Annotated in this window: 12 protein-coding genes; 8 read left to right on the forward strand and 4 right to left on the reverse strand. The window is 68.9% G+C overall.

What is annotated here, in order from left to right; translation table 11 throughout:
• Positions 1-240: 240 nt before the first annotated feature.
• The gene (locus tag KME78_RS33415) at positions 241-2,394 is read left to right on the forward strand and encodes a DUF1996 domain-containing protein (protein WP_219533389.1); all 2,154 of its coding nucleotides are present in this window, start codon (positions 241-243) and stop codon (positions 2,392-2,394) included.
• A 64-nt stretch (positions 2,395-2,458) separates the two neighbouring features.
• Here KME78_RS33415 and KME78_RS33420 read toward each other — a convergent pair whose 3' ends face one another.
• Positions 2,459-4,360: a glycoside hydrolase family 71 protein gene (locus tag KME78_RS33420; RefSeq protein WP_246652516.1), complete on the reverse strand. Its 1,902-nt coding sequence runs from the start codon at positions 4,358-4,360 to the stop codon at positions 2,459-2,461.
• 192 nt (positions 4,361-4,552) lie between these two features.
• Between KME78_RS33420 and KME78_RS33425 the strand changes: the two genes are divergently transcribed.
• Positions 4,553-6,382 carry a glycoside hydrolase family 15 protein gene (locus KME78_RS33425; protein ID WP_219533391.1) on the forward strand — a complete coding sequence of 610 codons (1,830 nt, stop codon included), beginning with the start codon at positions 4,553-4,555 and terminating at the stop codon, positions 6,380-6,382.
• On the opposite strand, the gene KME78_RS33430 is transcribed toward KME78_RS33425, so the two are convergent.
• Positions 6,379-7,698 carry an MFS transporter gene (locus KME78_RS33430; RefSeq protein ID WP_219533392.1) on the reverse strand — a complete coding sequence of 440 codons (1,320 nt, stop codon included), beginning with the start codon at positions 7,696-7,698 and terminating at the stop codon, positions 6,379-6,381. The two genes, KME78_RS33425 and KME78_RS33430, sit on opposite strands and share 4 nt — an antisense overlap.
• Before the next feature lie 143 nt (positions 7,699-7,841).
• Between KME78_RS33430 and KME78_RS33435 the strand changes: the two genes are divergently transcribed.
• The gene (locus KME78_RS33435; RefSeq protein ID WP_219533393.1) at positions 7,842-9,356 is read left to right on the forward strand and encodes a CYTH and CHAD domain-containing protein; all 1,515 of its coding nucleotides are present in this window, start codon (positions 7,842-7,844) and stop codon (positions 9,354-9,356) included.
• Positions 9,357-9,361: 5 nt separating this feature from the next.
• Here KME78_RS33435 and KME78_RS33440 read toward each other — a convergent pair whose 3' ends face one another.
• Both KME78_RS33440 and KME78_RS33445 read right to left on the reverse strand, forming a co-directional pair.
• Positions 9,362-9,709: a luciferase domain-containing protein gene (locus KME78_RS33440; protein WP_219533394.1), complete on the reverse strand. Its 348-nt coding sequence runs from the start codon at positions 9,707-9,709 to the stop codon at positions 9,362-9,364.
• A 163-nt stretch (positions 9,710-9,872) separates the two neighbouring features.
• A complete protein-coding gene (locus KME78_RS33445; protein ID WP_246652517.1) occupies positions 9,873-11,060 on the reverse strand; it encodes an esterase-like activity of phytase family protein in 1,188 nt (395 codons plus the stop codon).
• 202 nt (positions 11,061-11,262) lie between these two features.
• Between KME78_RS33445 and KME78_RS33450 the strand changes: the two genes are divergently transcribed.
• The 5 genes from KME78_RS33450 to KME78_RS33470 all read left to right on the forward strand — a co-directional run bounded on the left by KME78_RS33450 (position 11,263) and on the right by KME78_RS33470 (position 16,178).
• A complete protein-coding gene (locus KME78_RS33450; protein ID WP_219533395.1) occupies positions 11,263-12,666 on the forward strand; it encodes an alkaline phosphatase PhoX in 1,404 nt (467 codons plus the stop codon).
• Between the two features lie 152 nt (positions 12,667-12,818).
• A complete protein-coding gene (locus KME78_RS33455; RefSeq protein WP_219533396.1) occupies positions 12,819-13,103 on the forward strand; it encodes a luciferase domain-containing protein in 285 nt (94 codons plus the stop codon).
• Positions 13,104-13,241: 138 nt separating this feature from the next.
• Positions 13,242-14,369, forward strand: coding sequence for an inorganic phosphate transporter (locus tag KME78_RS33460; protein WP_219533397.1), 1,128 nt, complete (start codon positions 13,242-13,244; stop codon positions 14,367-14,369).
• A gap of 12 nt (positions 14,370-14,381) precedes the next feature.
• On the forward strand, positions 14,382-14,612 hold the full coding sequence (locus KME78_RS33465; protein ID WP_219533399.1) for a hypothetical protein: 231 nt from the start codon (positions 14,382-14,384) through the stop codon (positions 14,610-14,612).
• A 78-nt stretch (positions 14,613-14,690) separates the two neighbouring features.
• A complete protein-coding gene (locus KME78_RS33470) occupies positions 14,691-16,178 on the forward strand; it encodes a mannitol dehydrogenase family protein (protein WP_219533401.1) in 1,488 nt (495 codons plus the stop codon).
• Positions 16,179-16,366 lie beyond the last annotated feature (188 nt).

Raw genomic sequence — 16,366 nt, forward strand, 5'->3', positions numbered from 1 at the left:
CGATAATTCCTGCCGACGAGTGAATTTGCCGGGGAGTGAACCATGGCGGGTGCTGTCCCGTAGCTCAGGAAAACCGGGCTTTCCGGTTCACGTTCCTAACCCGAGAGGAGTGCCCGTATGGCGAATGCCTCGGGGAGCAGGCCATTCAGGCCATGGTTGGCTGTTGTTTCCTTAGTCGGAGGTATCACTCTCGTCCTTGCGGGGTCCCCCGCAGCAGGGCAGTCGATAACCTTGACGAACATGTCCGCCCGCGCAGACACGATCACCTGCCCGAGTGTGGCCGACAAACTTCCGGAGATTCCGGCAGCGGCGCAAGCTGAGGTCGACCGCAACCTCGCCCTGCTGAACACGCAGATCGCCGAAGCGAACAAACGGCTGGTCACCTCGGCCGGAGAGGGCGGCCCGAACTTCGTCCAGAACGCCATCCTCGGCCCCCTGGCCGACAAGCGAACGGCCACGATCAACCGCATCGCTACGGCCATCGGCCGAGTGGCGGCACGCCCCGAGCTCTCGGTGGCCACCCTGTCCACCTGCAAGCTCGGCAGCGGCGGCGGCACTGCCACCGAGACCCCGGCGCCTGAGGCCTCTGCCTCGGCGACACCGGGGACCTCTGACGCTCCGGCGCCCGAGGGCACGGCTAAGACGATCACCTGCCCGAGCGTGGCGGACAAACTTCCGGAGATCCCCGCAGCGGCCAAGGCCGAGATCGACCGCAACCTCGCCCTGCTCGACACCCAGATCGCCGAAGCCAACAAACGCCTGATCACCTCAGCAGGAGAAGGCGGCCCCAACTTCATCCAGAACGCCATCCTCGGCCCCCTGGCCGACAAACGAACCGCCACCATCAACCGCATGGCCACCGCCATCGGCCGAGTAGCGGCACGCCCCAACCTCCCGGTAGAGGCCCTGTCCACCTGCAAGCTCAGCAGCGGCGGCGCCACTGCCACTGCCACCGCCGCCCCCGAGTCCCCCACTTCGCCTCCGTCCGACGAGGCGACCACCGCACCTCCCAGCACCGGCAGCAAAAAGATCACCTGCCCGAGCGTGGCGGACAAACTTCCGGAGATCCCCGCAGCGGCCAAGGCCGAGATCGACCGCAACCTCGCCCTGCTCGACACCCAGATCGCCGAAGCCAACAAACGCCTGGTCACCTCAGCCGGAGAGGGCGGCCCCAACTTCATCCAGAACGCCATCCTCGGCCCCCTGGCCGACAAACGAACCGCCACCATCAACCGCATGGCCACCGCCATCGGCCGGGTAGCGGCACGCCCCAACCTCCCGGTAGAGGCCCTGTCCACCTGCAAGCTGAGCTCCGCCTCCGCTTCTTCGGGCGCTGCCAGGACCGCCGGCCCGTCGGCCGACGACTTCATCGACATCCAGGCGGTCTCCCCCGTACAGCAGCCGAAGCTGACCGAGTCCAGCGGCACCTTCGTCTCCAAGTGCGGTACGGGCCAGGAGAGCCACACCAACTCCGACAACGTCATCACCGCTCCGGGCGTGTCCAACGGCGCCCAGCACGTGAACAACTACGTGGGTAACGAGTCCACCGACGCCTTCTCCACCAACGAGAGCCTGGCCGCCGCGGACACCACCTGCCGCTTCAGCGCCGACCAGTCGACGTACTTCTGGCCGGCCCTGCAGGTGCTCACGGGGGGCAAGAGCACGTCCGTGCTGCCCTCCGCGGTGCAGTTGCAGTTCCGCGGCAATGCCGTGTCGCGGGTGACGGCGGCGCCGCGTTTCCTCAGGCTGGTCACCGGCGACGCGATGGCGGTGACCAACAGCGCGGCCGACGCACCGGCCGACACCTCGACGGACGCCCCGACGGACGCCCCGAGCGACCTCCCGACGGACGTTCCGACCGACCTGCCGACCGACCTGCCGACCGACGTTCCGACCGACCTCCCGACCGACACCGCGACCGACGCCCCCGCTGACGCCCCAACCGATGCCCAGACCGACGCCCCAACCGATGCCCCGGCCGCCGGCGCGGACAACGCCCGGCCGACGTTCAGCTGCACCGGCTTCACCGACAGGCTGACCGACAAGTATCCGATCTGCCCGGACGGCAGCTCTGTCGTCCGGATCCTCGACATGCCCAGTTGCTGGGACGGCCAGAACCTCGACAGCGCCGACCACCGTACCCACGTCGTCTTCCCCGACGAGAGCGGTGCCTGCCCGAGCGGGACCAAGGCCGTACCTCAGCTGCGCATGACGCTGGTCTACGCCAACGTGCCCAACACCCAGCCCGAAGGTACGAACGTGCCGTTCGCGCTGGACGGGGTCGCCAGCCAGCAGCAGAGCCCGAACACCGACCACGCCGGCGCCATCGAGGTGATGTCCAGGCAGCTCATGAAGACCGTCGTCCGTTGCATCAACACCGGCAGGAGGTGCTGACAGCCGGAAGGAGCAACGGAAAGGGCCACCCGAGTGATTCGGGTGGCCCTTTCCGTATAACTGATCAGCGTCCGCTGCTGACCGCGTGGTACTGCAGGTCCTGCACGACGGGGGCGGCCACCACGGTCCAGGGGGAGGTGACGGTGGCCGTCGTCGTCCCGGAGCGGACCACGGAGACCTTGTTGGTGCCGTTGGCCAGCGGGTAGAGCTGGGCCTGCAGGCCCGCCTTGGCCGAGTAGGTCTTGGCCGTGCCGCCGATGGTGGCGTTCACGGTCGCGGCGCCGGTGAGGAACGACAGGATCTCGACGTCGTCCCTGGGCGTGCTGGTGCCCGAGCGCGGCGCCATCAGCTTCGTCTGGCCGCCCGTGGGCTTGGCCGCGGCGAGCTGGGTGCGGTGCGTCAGGTAGACCGTGTCCCGGACGATCGCCGGGGCCTTGCCGGTCTTCAGCCACGTCAGGTAGTAGGAGGAGATGTCCAGGTAGGCCGAGTCGTTGTGCGGGGACGGGGTGAACTGGGTGCCTTCGGAGAAGTCGTTCCAGGTGGTGAGCTGGACCCAGTCCGCGCCGTTGTCGATGGAGCCTTGCCACGTGGTCTTGAGGTTCTGGGTGTTCAGGGCCTCGTCGTAGATGCTCTGGTTCGGGCGCTCGTCCTGGACGGAGACCGGCTGCATCCAGATCTTGCCGAGGTCGTGCGCCTTCTTGATGTTGCTCGCGATGCCCGTCTGCCCGGCCGGACTGCGGTTGCCCCAGTTGGAGAAGCCGTAGCTGATGGAGGCGAAGGCCGAGGCGTTGGCGGAGAAGTTCAGGAACGTCGGCACGAGGGCGACCTTGAGGCCGTACTTGGTGTTCATGATGTCGATGAGGTCCGCCCACCAGGCCGCGGTCTTGGCCTCGGCCTTGAACGGCGAAACGACGACGCGCCCGTCGGGCAGGCGGTAGCTCGACTTCGACGCGGCCAGCTCGGCGAGGGAGGCGGCGAGGGTCGAGGCGTCGGCCGACAGCGAGGTCATGTCGGGCATCGGGACGATGGTGAAGCCGGTGTCGACCGTCTCGGCCGCCTTCACCAGCAGCTTGAGCCGGGTCCAGTTGGCGCTGCTCAGCGAGAGCATGTCCACGGTGAAGCCGTCGATGCCCGCCGCGGCGGCCGTCTTGACCTCGGTCTCCATGTCCTGGAGCTGGTAGTCGCCGGACAGCGCCGCGCGCGGCTTCGGGCGGTCGCGCAGCAGCCCGCCGTAGGCGGCGTGCTTTCCGCTCTCACCGGCCGGGTTGAGGTAGTTCTTGGCGTAGTAGTCGACGCTGCCCTCCTTGTTGTCCAAGGAGATGGGGTACGGCGTGAAGTAGTGCGCGAACACCTTCTTGGCGGAGGCACGCAGCGTGCTCTTGGCCGGCAGATCGAACGGCAGGGGGCCGGAGGTCGGCGTGGCGGTGGCCGTCGTGTACGTCACCACCAGGCGGGGGCCCTTGCCCGTGGTCGAGTGGGACGAGTGCAGCACCCCCTGCGCGCCGGCCGTCGACGAGAGCCCGAAGGCGTAGGTGCCGTTACCGGTGTACGCGGAGGTGACGTCGAGCTTCTTGGTCTCGTCCTTGACCAGGCCCTTGGCGGTGGCGATGGCCGTGCCGAAGGCGGGCTTGCCGGCCCAGTTCGCCGTGGCCGGCGCCCAGCTTCCGGTGACCTTGCTCGCGGCGATCGTCGTGTCGGTGGTACGGGCGGCGGTCACCTCCAGCGAGAGCTTGACGTTCTTGGCGCCCGAGGGCACGCCGCTCACGGTGAACGAGGCCAGCGCGCGGCGCTCCGAATCGGCCTTGCCGTCACACGTCGCCGCACAGACCGAGAGCCAGGTGTAGGTCTCGTGCGTACGGGTGGGGGCGTCCTGGCTGAGATAGGTGTCCTTGGCCGTCTCGACGGTGATGGGCGACGCGGCGGCGGCCGACCCGGTCACGGCCCCGGCGGCGGTGGCACCCGACATGGCCAGAAGCAGGACGCCGACCGATAAGGCGACCCCTCTTCCCAGCCTGACCTGCGAAATCATCCTTGTTGCCCTCGATTGTCTCTTGTCCTACGCAATCGCGGATCATCATGTCAGCCGGAAGTACAGATAAAGCACAGGCCCTAACTTCGCACCTTGCATAGTTTGACGGCATAGTGGCAGAAAACGGATATGACAGCTGGACCAGGCGACTACCCCGAGGACTCCCGGTATCTGCCGATCGGCGAGCACGGGTTGATCGGCGACCTGCGCACGGTCGCGCTCGTGGGCACCAACGGCACGATCGACTGGTACTGCTGCCCGAGCTTCGACGCCCCCAGCGTGTTCGCCTCGATCCTGGACGCCGACAAGGGCGGCTCGTTCGAGCTGTTCGCCGACACCCCGGCGAAGACCAAGCAGTTCTACTTCCCGGACACCACTGTCCTGATCACCCGCTTCTTCGCCGTCGACGGGGTGGGTGAGATTCAGGACTTCATGCCGATCGTGGGCGACTCCAGCGAGGCCGATCGGCACCGGCTGATCCGCCGGGTCGCCTGCGTCCGCGGCACTCTCCCGTTCCGCGCCCGGGTGGCTCCCCGTTTCGACTACGCCCGGCAGCCCCACACGGTCCGCCAGCAGGGCGGCTCGACGATCTTCGAGTCGGCGTGCCTCTCCCTCGACCTGTCCGCCAGCGTGCCCGTCGAGACCGACGGGCGGGACGCCTGGGCGCGGTTCGAGCTCAAGGAGGGCGAGAGCGCGGTGTTCGCCCTCGACCGGATCAGCGAGGGGACCCCGCCACGGGGCTGCCCGATCGCGGAGGCGGAGGCGCAGTTCGCCGAGACGGTACGGTTCTGGCGCAAGTGGCTGTCCGCCTCCCGCTACCGGGGCCGGTGGCGGGAGGTCGTCCACCGTTCGGCCCTCACACTGAAGCTGCTCACCTACGCGCCGACCGGCGGGATCGTCGCCGCGGCCACGACCAGCCTTCCCGAGCGGCTGAAGGGCAGCCGCAACTGGGACTACCGCTACGTGTGGGTCCGTGACGCGGCGTTCTGCGTGTACGCCCTGCTCAGGCTCGGCTTCACCGAGGAGGCCGAGGCCTTCATGGGCTTCCTGTCCACGCACGTCCGCTCCGACGGCGACCGCCGCACCGGCCCGCTGCAGATCATGTACGGCATCGACGGCCGCAGCGACCTGCCGGAGAGCGAGCTGAGCCACCTGGAGGGCTACCGGGCATCGGCCCCGGTACGCGTGGGGAACGCCGCCGTAAGCCAGCTCCAGCTGGACATCTACGGAGCGCTCCTCGACTCCATCTACCTCTACAACAAGTGGGGCGACCCGATCTCCAGCGACCGCTGGGAGCAGGTGTGCACGCTGGTGGAATGGGTCTGCGAGAACTGGGACCAACCCGACGAGGGCATCTGGGAGACCCGCGGCGAGCGCAAGAACTTCGTCTACTCACGGCTGATGTGCTGGGTGGCCATCGAGCGCGCCATGCGCATGGCCTCCTATCGGGGGCTGCCCGCCGACATACGGCGCTGGCGGCAGGCCCGCGACGCGATCTACCACGACATCATGAAACGCGGCTGGTCGACCACGCTGCAGGCGTTCGTCCAGCACTTCGACGAGGACGTCCTGGACGCGTCGATCCTGATGATGCCGCTGGCCAAGTTCGTCTCGCCCACCGACCCCAAGTGGCTGTCCACCCTCGACGCCCTCAGCCGCGAGCTGGTCTCCGACTCGCTGGTCTATCGCTACGACCCCGAGGCCAGCCCGGACGGGCTGGAGGGGCAGGAAGGCACGTTCTCGATCTGCTCGTTCTGGTACGTCGAAGCCCTGGCCCGCGCCGGGCGCCTCGACGAGGCCCGCCTGGCCTTCGAGAAGATGCTCACCTACGCCAACCACCTGGGGCTGTACGCGGAGGAGATCGACCACACCGGCGAGCAGCTCGGCAACTTCCCGCAGGCCTTCACCCACCTCGCCCTCATCAGCGCCGCCTTCAACCTCGACCACGCCCTCGGTTAGGCCACCTCGTCGTACTCGACCGCGTAGTCGTGCTGTGACCGATCCTTCAGCGCGAACGCGGCGACGAGGCTGATCAGCGCGCAGATCGCCATGTAGACGGCGATGGCGAACGAACTCTTGTAGGTGGTGTACAGCCAGACGGCGATCAGCGGCGCGGGCCCGCCCGCCGTCACCGAGGCCAGCTGGTAGCCGAGCGAGGCGCCGCTGTAGCGCAGCCTGCCGGTGAAGCTCTCGGCGATGAAGGTGGCCTGGGGGCCGTACTGGATGTCGTGGATCGGCGCGGCCAGCACGATGGCCAGGAAGACCAGCGCGGGGACGCGGGTGTCCAGCAGGGGCCAGTAGATGAAGGACCAGATCACCATGGCCGCGGCGCCCACGATGTACAGGCGTCTGCGGCCGACGAGGTCGGAGATGTACCCCCAGAACGGCACGGTGAACAGCGAGACGATCCCCGCCACGATGACGTACCGGTAGACGTCACCCACCGCGAAGCCCAGCGCCTTGGTGGCGTAGGTCAGGATGAAGACGGTGAAGATGTAGAACGGCGCCTGCTGCCCGGTGCGGAGCAACGCGCTCAGCACGATCTCCCGCCAGTTCCTGACGATGACCTCGCGTACGGGGACGCGCTCGACCTTGTTCTCCGCCAGGAGCTTGGTGAAGACGGGCGTCTCCAGGATGCCGAGCCTGATGTAGAGGCCGACGGCGGCCATCACGATGCTGAGCAGGAACGGAATGCGCCAGCCCCAGTAAGGATCGAGCGGCTGGAACACCTGCAGGGCCGTGTAGCCGAGCACGAGACCGACGGGGACGCCGAACTGCGGCCAGCTGCCGAGGAAGCCGCGCCGGCCGCCGCGCGACTTGCCCCACTCGGTGGCGAGCAGGACAGATCCGCCCCATTCGCCGCCGACGCTGATGCCCTGGAGCAGGCGCAGGATGGTCAGCAGGATGCCGCCCCAGATCCCGATCTGGGCGTAGGTGGGCACCAAGCCCACGAGCGCGGTGGAGACGCCCATGGTCAGCAGGGTGATGATCAGGGTGGCCTTACGGCCGATGCGGTCGCCGTAGTGGCCGAAGATCGCCGCACCGATCGGGCGGGCGGCGAAGCCGCCGAAGTAGGTGCCGAGGGCGAGCAGGAGTCCCGTCGTCGGTTCGCTCGTCGGGAAGTACAGCTTCGCGAAGATGGTGCTGGCGGCGAAGCCGTACAGGAAGAAGTCGTACCATTCGATCGAGGTGCCCACGGCGGAGGCGATCACCGCCCGGACGAGTTGCCTTCTGTCGTGCTCGCCTGTCGTGTCGGGTTGTCGCTGCTCAACCATCTACCGCACCTCCGGTAGCGTCACGCGTTTCCCGTGACGTTACATGATCTGTCACCGAACGTCACCGGACACCTTGACAGTTTCAGGGCCTTTGACGGGGTAGGGGCTGCTCGCCGACTTGTCTGTAGTCGAGGAGCACGGCGATGGCTAGCCACGTGGAAATCGAACGCAAGTACGATATCGACGGCGACGTCGAGATCGGGGATCTCACCGGCCCGGACGGCGAGGTGACGGCGGACGAGCCGCAGACGTGGCAGCTGGTGGCGGAGTACGTCGACACTCCGGCCCTGATCCTCGCCACCCACGGCATCACCCTGCGCCGTCGCGAGGGCGGTGAGGACGCCGGGTGGCATCTCAAGCTGCCGATGGCCAAGGGGGCCAGGCGGGAGGTGCACGCGCCGCTCGGCGCCGACGTCCATCACGTGCCCGCCCAGCTGGCCGAACTCGTCGCGGCCCACGTACGCGGACGCGAGCTCGTCCCGGTCGTCACCCTGGAGACCACCCGCACGGTGCGGCGGCTGCACGACCACGGCGGCAAGGTCGTGGCCGAGGTGGCCGACGACCAGGTGGTGGGCCGCCGCCTGGACCGGGACCGCCGGCCCGCGTCGTGGCGCGAGATCGAGGTCGAGCTGGTCGACGGGCCCACCGGCGTCCTGGACGCCGTCGAGAGCAGGCTGCGTGCGGCCGGGGCGACGCCGTCCCCGTCGGTGTCCAAGCTGGCGCGCGTGCTGGGCGACGATCTGCCGCCGGCCGCGGACCGGGGTTCGGGGCGGAGCGCCGGCGCGGCCCTGGCCGCGTACCTGCGGCAGCAGCGCGAGCAGCTGCTCGGCTACGACCCGCTGGTCCGGCTGGCCGATCATGACGACGATTCGGTGCACAAGATGCGCGTGGCGATACGGCGCATGCGCAGCGTCCTGCGTACCCACTCCCGGCTGCTGGACGGCGACCGGGTCGCCCCGCTGGAGGCGGAGCTGAGATGGCTGGCCGGTGAGCTGGGCACGGTGCGCGATCTCGAAGTGCTCAACGCCCGGTTCGACCAGCGCCTGGCCGGGCAGCCCAAGGACGGCGGCCTCGGGAACGCGCGCTGGCCCGGCCTGCTCGCCACGCGGGAACGCAAGGCCCGGCAGACGCTCAGGCAGACGCTGAGCGCGCCGCGCTACTTCACGCTGCTGGCCGCCGTCGACGACTTCATCGCCGACCCGCCCTTCCAGGATCGGGCCGGGCGCAAGGCGAGCCGCCAGACGCCCCGGTTGGTGGCCAGGAGCTGGCGCAAGGTGCTCACCAGGTACACCGAAGCCCAAAAACTGCCCGAAGGTGCCGAGCGCGACATCGCCCTGCATTCCACCCGCAAGGCCGCCAAGCGCGCCCGTTACACCGCCGAGGCCGCAACCCCGGTGCTCGGCAAGCCCGCCAAGAAGCTCGCCAAGCAGGCCGAACGGCTGCAGGAGACCCTCGGCCGCCGCCAGGACGCGCTCGTCGCCCAGCAGGAGCTCACCCAGCTCGCCACCCGTCCGGGCCTGCGGGTGGCCGACGCCTTCACTCTCGGCCTGCTGCTCGCCGACGAACGGCACGCGGCCGACGCGGCACTACGCGACGTCGCGCCGGTCTGGAAGAAGGCCGCCAAGCCCCGGCTCCTGACCGCGCTCACCACTCGGTGAACGCCTCAGGCGGGGTCGGTGTTGGCCTTGATCGCGAGGCTGACCAGCGCCACCAGGAGGTCGAGATCGGCGCGCGTGTCGAGCCGGAGAGCGATCCAGCCGTCCTGCGCGGCGAGGTGAACGTGCGCGGAGGTGGCGAGCGCCTCGTGCAGGCGTTCGACGACGGGCCTGGTCAGGTGGAGGTGGGCGGTGTCGCGGCCGGTCAGCCGGAGGATCGGGATGTCGCCCACGGTGAAGACGACGGCGTCGGGGGCGTGCGCCATGGCCAGGACGGGCCAGGCGGCGAACTCGGTTTTGGCGCGTTCCATATAGGACGTCGAGCCGTCACCGCGTGCGCTCAAGGGGACCGCCATGCGACCCATACTGAGTGCCCGTTACCCATGTGACGCCTGCCGTTCTTCAACCGTTATGGTGCCCTGACAGTCCCGCGACCCATCTGGACCGCTTTGTGCCAAAAGTCCATTTGCAATGGTATCGGAACGTACCAGGGGGCGGGCCGGGCCCGCCCCCTGGTCGTCATCGAGCGTGCAGGCGGAAGGGCAGGCGGACGGTGATGAACTCGTCGTTGTCCGGCTGGCCCGCCGTCCGTCCGGACGAGAACGGGAAGTTGTTGTCGTTGAGGATCCCGAGCGTGCGGTCGTCGAGGATCACGACGTCCTCGATCGTCTGGAACGGGAAGCGGAAGGTCTCCCCGAACCCGCCCAGCCCCTTGGGGTTGGCCAGGTCCAGCAGGTCGGCGGCGAGGGTCTTGTCCAGCGCGCCGTCGTGGTCGCGGTCGCGCTTGTCGGCCAGGTAGACGCGCTTGAGCGCGGCCGCGTCGCCCTGGTTGTTGTCCCGCTCGATGATCAGGAAGCGGTTCTCGTCCACCGCGATGGCATCGCCGATCGCGTTGGCGGGACTGTCCAGCTTGTACGTCCAGCGCTTACCGGTGTACGCCCGCCTGCGGACGTCGAACTCGTTCAGCCGCAGCGTCCCCGCCGGATCACCGCTGACCGTGCCCTCCAGCAGCGGGTAGAGCCACCGCCCGTCGGCCGAGCGGGCCATGCCCTCGAAGCCCTTGCTGCCGGCCAGGTTCGGCGTCGCTCCGTTGAGCGTCGGGTTCTCCGGCGCCTTGACGCCGGGCAGCTCGATCGGCGCCTCCAGCAGCGTCCCGGTGGCGGAGAAGTGCAGCAGGAACGGGCCGAACTCGTCGCCGATCCAGTACGTGCCGTCATCCGACCGGACGATCGACTCCACGTCGAAGTCGGCACCGGTGAGCTTCCGGTCCGCCCTGGTCAGCGGCCAGGACACGCGGCCGCGCGGGTCGGACAGGTTGAACCCGCCCAGCACCTGGACGGTGCCCGCCTTGAAGTCCGGCTTGATCCGGTGCACCCGCAGCAGGAAGTCGGCGCTGTTGTTCTTGGCCCCGTAGCCGTTGTCGGACAGCACGTCGAAGCTGCCGTCGCCGCGCCGGACGATGCCGCTGAAGCCCTGGACCGGCTGGCCGGCGAAGGGCGGGGTGACGCCGTTGATCGGGGTGGTGCCGAGCTGGGCGCCGGAGGGCTCACTGCCGGGCACGAAGGTCTGCGCCGGGAGCGCGGCGAATCCGGTCAGCGTGGCACGGCCCGTGCCGTCCTGCGTGGCGGCGTAGGAGGCGGGACCGGTCGAGGGGGCGAGAGTCACGGCCAGCGCGACGGCGCCCACCGCCAGGGAGATGCGTTTCATGCCCGGCACGCTAGGAGTGTCACATGTCGTGTTACCAAACGCAGCGCGTACGAGTCGTTCATCTTCGGACGATCTTCCCAGGTCGGGTCTGCCGGTTTCTTCATCCAGCGTTCACCATGGGTGCGGAGTGCGGGGTGCCGGTCTTTCCCGGAAGGCAGTTGGGTCGGCTCCTGCAGACGTTCGACGCTGGAGGAGATGTCCCATGTCCGCACCTGTTTCCCGCCGTTCCTTCATCAGCCGCGGCACCGCCGGTGGCCTCGGCATCGCGTTCGCCGGCAGCATCGAGGCGATCGCCGGGCCGCCCGCGTTCGCGGCCACGCGGCCCCCGCTCGGCTACGGACCGCTGGTCGCCGATCCGGCCGGGATCCTGGCCCTGCCCGCCGGGTTCTCGTACCGGATCGTCGCGGAGGCGGGGGTGACGAAGCTGGAGAGCGGCGAGCCGACGCCGAGCGACGCGGACGGGACCGCGAGCTTCTCCCATGGCCGGGGTGGCACGCTGGTCAACAACCATGAGATCGGCGGCAGCGAGCCGTACCGGGTGCCCGCCCTGCCCGGTCTCACCTACGACCCGGGCGCGGGCGGCGGCACCACGAACATCGACGTGGACGCGCACGGCGAGCGGATCCGCGAGTACGTCAGCCTGGCCGGCACGCACAACAACTGCGCGGGCGGCAAGACTCCCTGGAGCACCTGGCTGACCTGCGAGGAGACCGAGCAGCGGGCCGGTGGCGCCTTCCAGAAGGACCATGGGTACGTCTTCGAGGTCGACCCGTTCGACCGGAAGGCCAACCAGGACCCGGTGCCGCTGAAGTTCCTCGGCCGCTACTCGCACGAGGCCGTGGCCGTCGACCCGCACACGTCGGCGATCTACCTGACCGAGGACGCCGGCGGCCCGAACGGGCTGTACTACCGCTGGACGCCGCCGAAGGGCTTCCGCGGCGGCAGGGGCGCCCTGCGGAAGCTGGCGCTGTCCGATGGCGGCGACACCGCGGGCAAGCTGGAGGCGATGAGCTGCTACCACGACGGCACGCACGTCGCCGACCTGTCGGAGGCCACCACTCCCGGCACCCGCTACCAGGTCAAGTGGGTGGAGGTGCCCGACCGTGACGCGCGTACCCAGTCGGTCCGCGTGCAGCTCACCAACGACCAGGTCACCCGCAGCCGCAAGCTGGAGGGCGCCTGGTGGGCGGACGGCGGCGCGTACTTCGTCGCCAGCTTCGCCCGCCACACCGACGGCAGCGTCAACGAGCACGACGGCCAGGTGTGGTTCTACGACCCGCGCCACCAGACGGTCACGCTGAAGACCCTCTTCGGCGTCAACCCCGACCCCACCCAGGACACGAACTACGACGGGCCGGACAACATCACCGTCTCGCCGTACGGCGGAGTGATCCTCGCGGAGGACGGAGAGGGCATCCAGCACCTGGTCGGCGTCACCGACAAGGGCAAGGCGTACCCGATGGCGCGCAACGACCACAACGACAGCGAGTTCACCGGCCCCACCTTCAGCGCCGACGGCCGGATCCTGTTCGCCAACATCCAGACCCCCGGGCACGTCTTCGCGATCACCGGCCCCTGGCGCCGGCCCGCCAACACCGAGGGCTGATATTTACGGCGCACGATCGGCGCCGTACGGATAACAGTTGTGGAACACAGGATGGCGGCGCGGTGTGCCGTGGAGCAGCATTAGGGGGTATGGCAGGAATTTCCGTCAGGCGACAGACGAGCCTTCGTCACGGGCCTTTTGTGGCCCGGGCGATGGCCGAATTGCGCTCCTGGCCGGCTCTGGCCCTGAGCGACACGCGGCGCGGCGTGGCCTTCACGGTCGGAAGGACGAAAATCGTCCGCGTGACCGGCGAGGACGAGGTCCGCCTGCGCCTGACCGCCCCGGCGATCAACCGGCTGCAGCCGCACCTGCGCGACTGTGACCAGGTGGAGAGCTGCGCCGATCGCGCGTGGGTGGCCGTCCACGTCGACGCCGAGCTCGACCTGGACCTGCTGCTCGCCCTGACCAGCGTGGCCATCAAGGCGCACACTCCATAAAGAATGGCCGAGAGGTTAACCGCAGGAAAACGACCGGCAACTCCCGGTGTCGTTTATCCGGTTTCCGTGGGGAGTTCACTACCGGTTCATCGTGTGCGACTAACGTGCTGAAAACGTCGAAACGATGAGGACAGCGACATGGAGCACGTAACGTTCCTGGTTGTCGTGGTGATCATCACGGCACTGGCATTCGACTTCACCAACGGTTTCCATGACACGGCCAACGCGATGGCCACCTCCATCGCGACCGGCGCGCTGCGGCCCAAGGTGGCGGTGGCGATCTCCGGCGTACTGAACATCGTGGGCGCCTTCCTCTCGGTGGAGGTGGCCAAGACGATCTCGGGCGGGATCGTGGACGACAAGCTGGTGACCCCGCCGATGGTGTTCGCCGGGTTGATCGGCGCGATCCTGTGGAACCTGCTCACCTGGCTGTTCGGGCTGCCGTCCAGTTCCTCGCACGCGCTGTTCGGCGGGTTGATCGGCGCGGTCTGGGTCGGGGCCGGGATGCGGGGCGTGCACTTCGAGACGGTGCTGCAGAAGATCCTCGTCCCGGCGCTGGTCTCGCCGCTGATCGCCGGGTTCGTCGCCATGACCGCCACCTACCTGGCCTACACGATCACCGCCAAGGCCCGGCACGAGTCGGTGACCAGCACCTTCCGCTTCGGCCAGATCGTCTCCGCCTCGCTGGTGTCGCTGGCGCACGGCACCAACGACGCGCAGAAGACCATGGGCGTCATCACCCTCACCCTGATCTCGACCGGCGCGCTCGCCTCCGGCTCCGGCCCGCCGCTCTGGGTGATCGCCGCCGCCGGGCTGACCATCGGCCTGGGCACGTACCTGGGTGGCTGGCGGATCATCCGGACCATGGGCAAGGGCATCACCGAGATCGAGTCGCCGCAGGGCTTCGCCGCCGAGGCGAGCGCGACCACCGTCATCCTCGCCTCCTCCCACCTGGGCTTCGCGCTGTCCACCACGCAGGTGGTCTCCGGCGCGATCCTCGGCACCGGACTCGGCCGCCGCCTGGCCCAGGTGCGCTGGGGCGTGGCCGGCCGGATGGCACTCGCCTGGCTGCTCACGCTGCCCGCGGCGGCCGCGGTGGGCGGAGTCGCCGCCGCCGTGGCCACCACCGGCACGCTCGGCGTCACGATCGCCGCCCTGGTCGCGCTCGCCGCCTCAGCCGGCCTGTACGCGGCCAGCCGCCGCGACCCCGTGCACGCGGGCAACGTCAACGAGCTGCCCGCCGTACCGCAGCAGGTCGCGGCCTGATCGGAGGATCTCATGGACATCAAATGGGCCGCTCTCGGCCAGGTCTTCGTCGTCAGCCTGGCCGTCAGCGTGGTCGTCGTGGTCATCTTCTCGCTCGGCGTGCTGTCGATGTCGGCCCGCCAGCTCGCCCAGGAACGGCAGGCCACGGGCGGTGGCGCACTGACCGCGGCCGTCCTGTGCTTCGCCGCCTGCGCGGCGGTGGTCGGTTACGGCATCTACCTGATCGTCCCGCAGTTCCACTGACCGCCACGAGGCACCTGGCTCACGGCCATACCTGCAGGTCAGGAGTTTGAAGCGGGTGGAGTTGGCCATGTTGAGCGTATGGCTGTGACGACACTGACGCAGGAGACACTGACCAGTCTTTCCGATCAGGTGGCGGTCCCCTCCTACGACCGGTCGCTGCTCACGGCGGGCATCGTCCACTTCGGGGTGGGGGGATTCCACCGCGCGCACCAGGCGATGTACCTCGACCGGCTGATGAACGAGGGCGAGGCGTTCGACTGGGCGGTCTGCGGGGTCGGGGTACTGCCCGGCGACGCGCGGATGCGCGACGTGCTGACCGCGCAGGACGGCCTCTACACGCTCGTGCTGAAGCACCCTGACGGGACGCGGGAGGCCCGCGTCATCGGGTCGATCATCGACTATCTCTTCGCCCCCGACGATCCCGAGGCGGTCATCGAGAAGATGGCCGAGCCCGCCGTACGCATCGTCTCGCTCACCGTCACCGAGGGGGGCTACAACTTCCACCCCGTCACCGGTGAGTTCGACGAGCGGGCACCGGCGATCCTCGCGGATCTGGCGCCCGGAGCGCGCCCGGCCACGGTGTTCGGCCTGGTCACCGAGGCGCTGCGGCGCCGGCGCGATCGGGGGGTGCCGCCGTTCACGGTCATGTCGTGCGACAACATCCAGGGAAACGGCGACGTCGCCCGCCGTACCTTCACGGCCTTCGCCCGGCTCGCCGATCCCGAGCTGGCCGCCTGGATGGAGCGCGAGGTCGCCTTCCCCAACTCCATGGTCGATCGCATCACCCCGGCCACCACCGACGAGGACCGCGAGGCCGTGGCCCGGCGGTTCGGGGTGCGGGACGAGTGGCCGGTCATCTGCGAGCCGTTCACGCAGTGGGTGCTGGAGGAGCACTTCCCCGGTGGCCGGCCGCCGTTCGAAGAGGTGGGGGTCCAGGTCGTCGCGGATGTCGAGCCGTACGAGCTGATGAAGCTGCGCCTGCTCAACGCCGGGCACCAGGCGCTGGCCTACTTCGGTTACCTCAGCGGATACCGCTACGTCCACGAGGCGGCCGCCGACCCGGCGATCGCGGCGTTCCTGCTCGCCTACATGGACGTCGAGGCCACTCCCACGCTCCGCCCGGTGCCGGGCGTCGATCTGGACCTCTACAAGCGGACCCTGATCGAGCGCTTCTCCAATCCCGAGGTACGCGACACCGTCGCGCGGCTGTGCGCCGAGTCGTCGGACCGGATCCCGAAGTGGCTGCTTCCCGTCGTACGCGAGCAGCTGGCCCGGGGCGGTGAGGTCGGCCGCGCCACCGCCGTGGTGGCCAGCTGGGCGCGTTATGCCGAGGGCGTCGACGAATCGGGGGCGCCGATCGCGATCGTCGACCGGCTGAAGGACCGGTTGACGGCCATCGCGGGCACCCAGCGCCGGGAGCCCACGGCGTTCATCGCGAACCGGGAGCTCTTCGGCGATCTGGTGGACGACCAGCGGTTCGTGGAGCCGTACCTGAAGGCGCTGGAGTCGCTGCACACCAAGGGCGCCCGCGCCACGGTGCGGGAGCTCGCGGAGAATTTTACTTAACTCACTAAAAGCCAAATGATTCTATAATCCCGGCGAAAATCTCGCATGCACCATTTAAAGCAATGTCGCCAAGGGATAAACATGGTCTTATCGCCCTTTTCTCATGCAGTAGCGGGGGTGAAGTGGCCGTGAACTATCCAGCTCAGCCGAGCCGGCGCGATATTCTTCGCGGGGCCTTGGCCGCCGGG

It is taken from the genome of Nonomuraea guangzhouensis, from assembly GCF_019396345.1.
In the GTDB taxonomy this organism is placed as follows: domain Bacteria; phylum Actinomycetota; class Actinomycetes; order Streptosporangiales; family Streptosporangiaceae; genus Nonomuraea; species Nonomuraea guangzhouensis.

Coding starts and splice junctions, on each gene's coding strand:
- KME78_RS33415 (WP_219533389.1), top strand. CDS start 241: ATGTCCGCCCGCGCAGACACGATCACCTGCCCGAGTGTGGCCGACAAA.
- KME78_RS33420 (WP_246652516.1), bottom strand. CDS start 4,360: ATGTCGGGTGCCACCGCCGCCGGGGCCGTGACCGGGTCGGCCGCCGCC.
- KME78_RS33425 (WP_219533391.1), top strand. CDS start 4,553: ATGACAGCTGGACCAGGCGACTACCCCGAGGACTCCCGGTATCTGCCG.
- KME78_RS33430 (WP_219533392.1), bottom strand. CDS start 7,698: ATGGTTGAGCAGCGACAACCCGACACGACAGGCGAGCACGACAGAAGG.
- KME78_RS33435 (WP_219533393.1), top strand. CDS start 7,842: ATGGCTAGCCACGTGGAAATCGAACGCAAGTACGATATCGACGGCGAC.
- KME78_RS33440 (WP_219533394.1), bottom strand. CDS start 9,709: ATGGCGGTCCCCTTGAGCGCACGCGGTGACGGCTCGACGTCCTATATG.
- KME78_RS33445 (WP_246652517.1), bottom strand. CDS start 11,060: ATGAAACGCATCTCCCTGGCGGTGGGCGCCGTCGCGCTGGCCGTGACT.
- KME78_RS33450 (WP_219533395.1), top strand. CDS start 11,263: ATGTCCGCACCTGTTTCCCGCCGTTCCTTCATCAGCCGCGGCACCGCC.
- KME78_RS33455 (WP_219533396.1), top strand. CDS start 12,819: ATGGCCGAATTGCGCTCCTGGCCGGCTCTGGCCCTGAGCGACACGCGG.
- KME78_RS33460 (WP_219533397.1), top strand. CDS start 13,242: ATGGAGCACGTAACGTTCCTGGTTGTCGTGGTGATCATCACGGCACTG.
- KME78_RS33465 (WP_219533399.1), top strand. CDS start 14,382: ATGGACATCAAATGGGCCGCTCTCGGCCAGGTCTTCGTCGTCAGCCTG.
- KME78_RS33470 (WP_219533401.1), top strand. CDS start 14,691: ATGGCTGTGACGACACTGACGCAGGAGACACTGACCAGTCTTTCCGAT.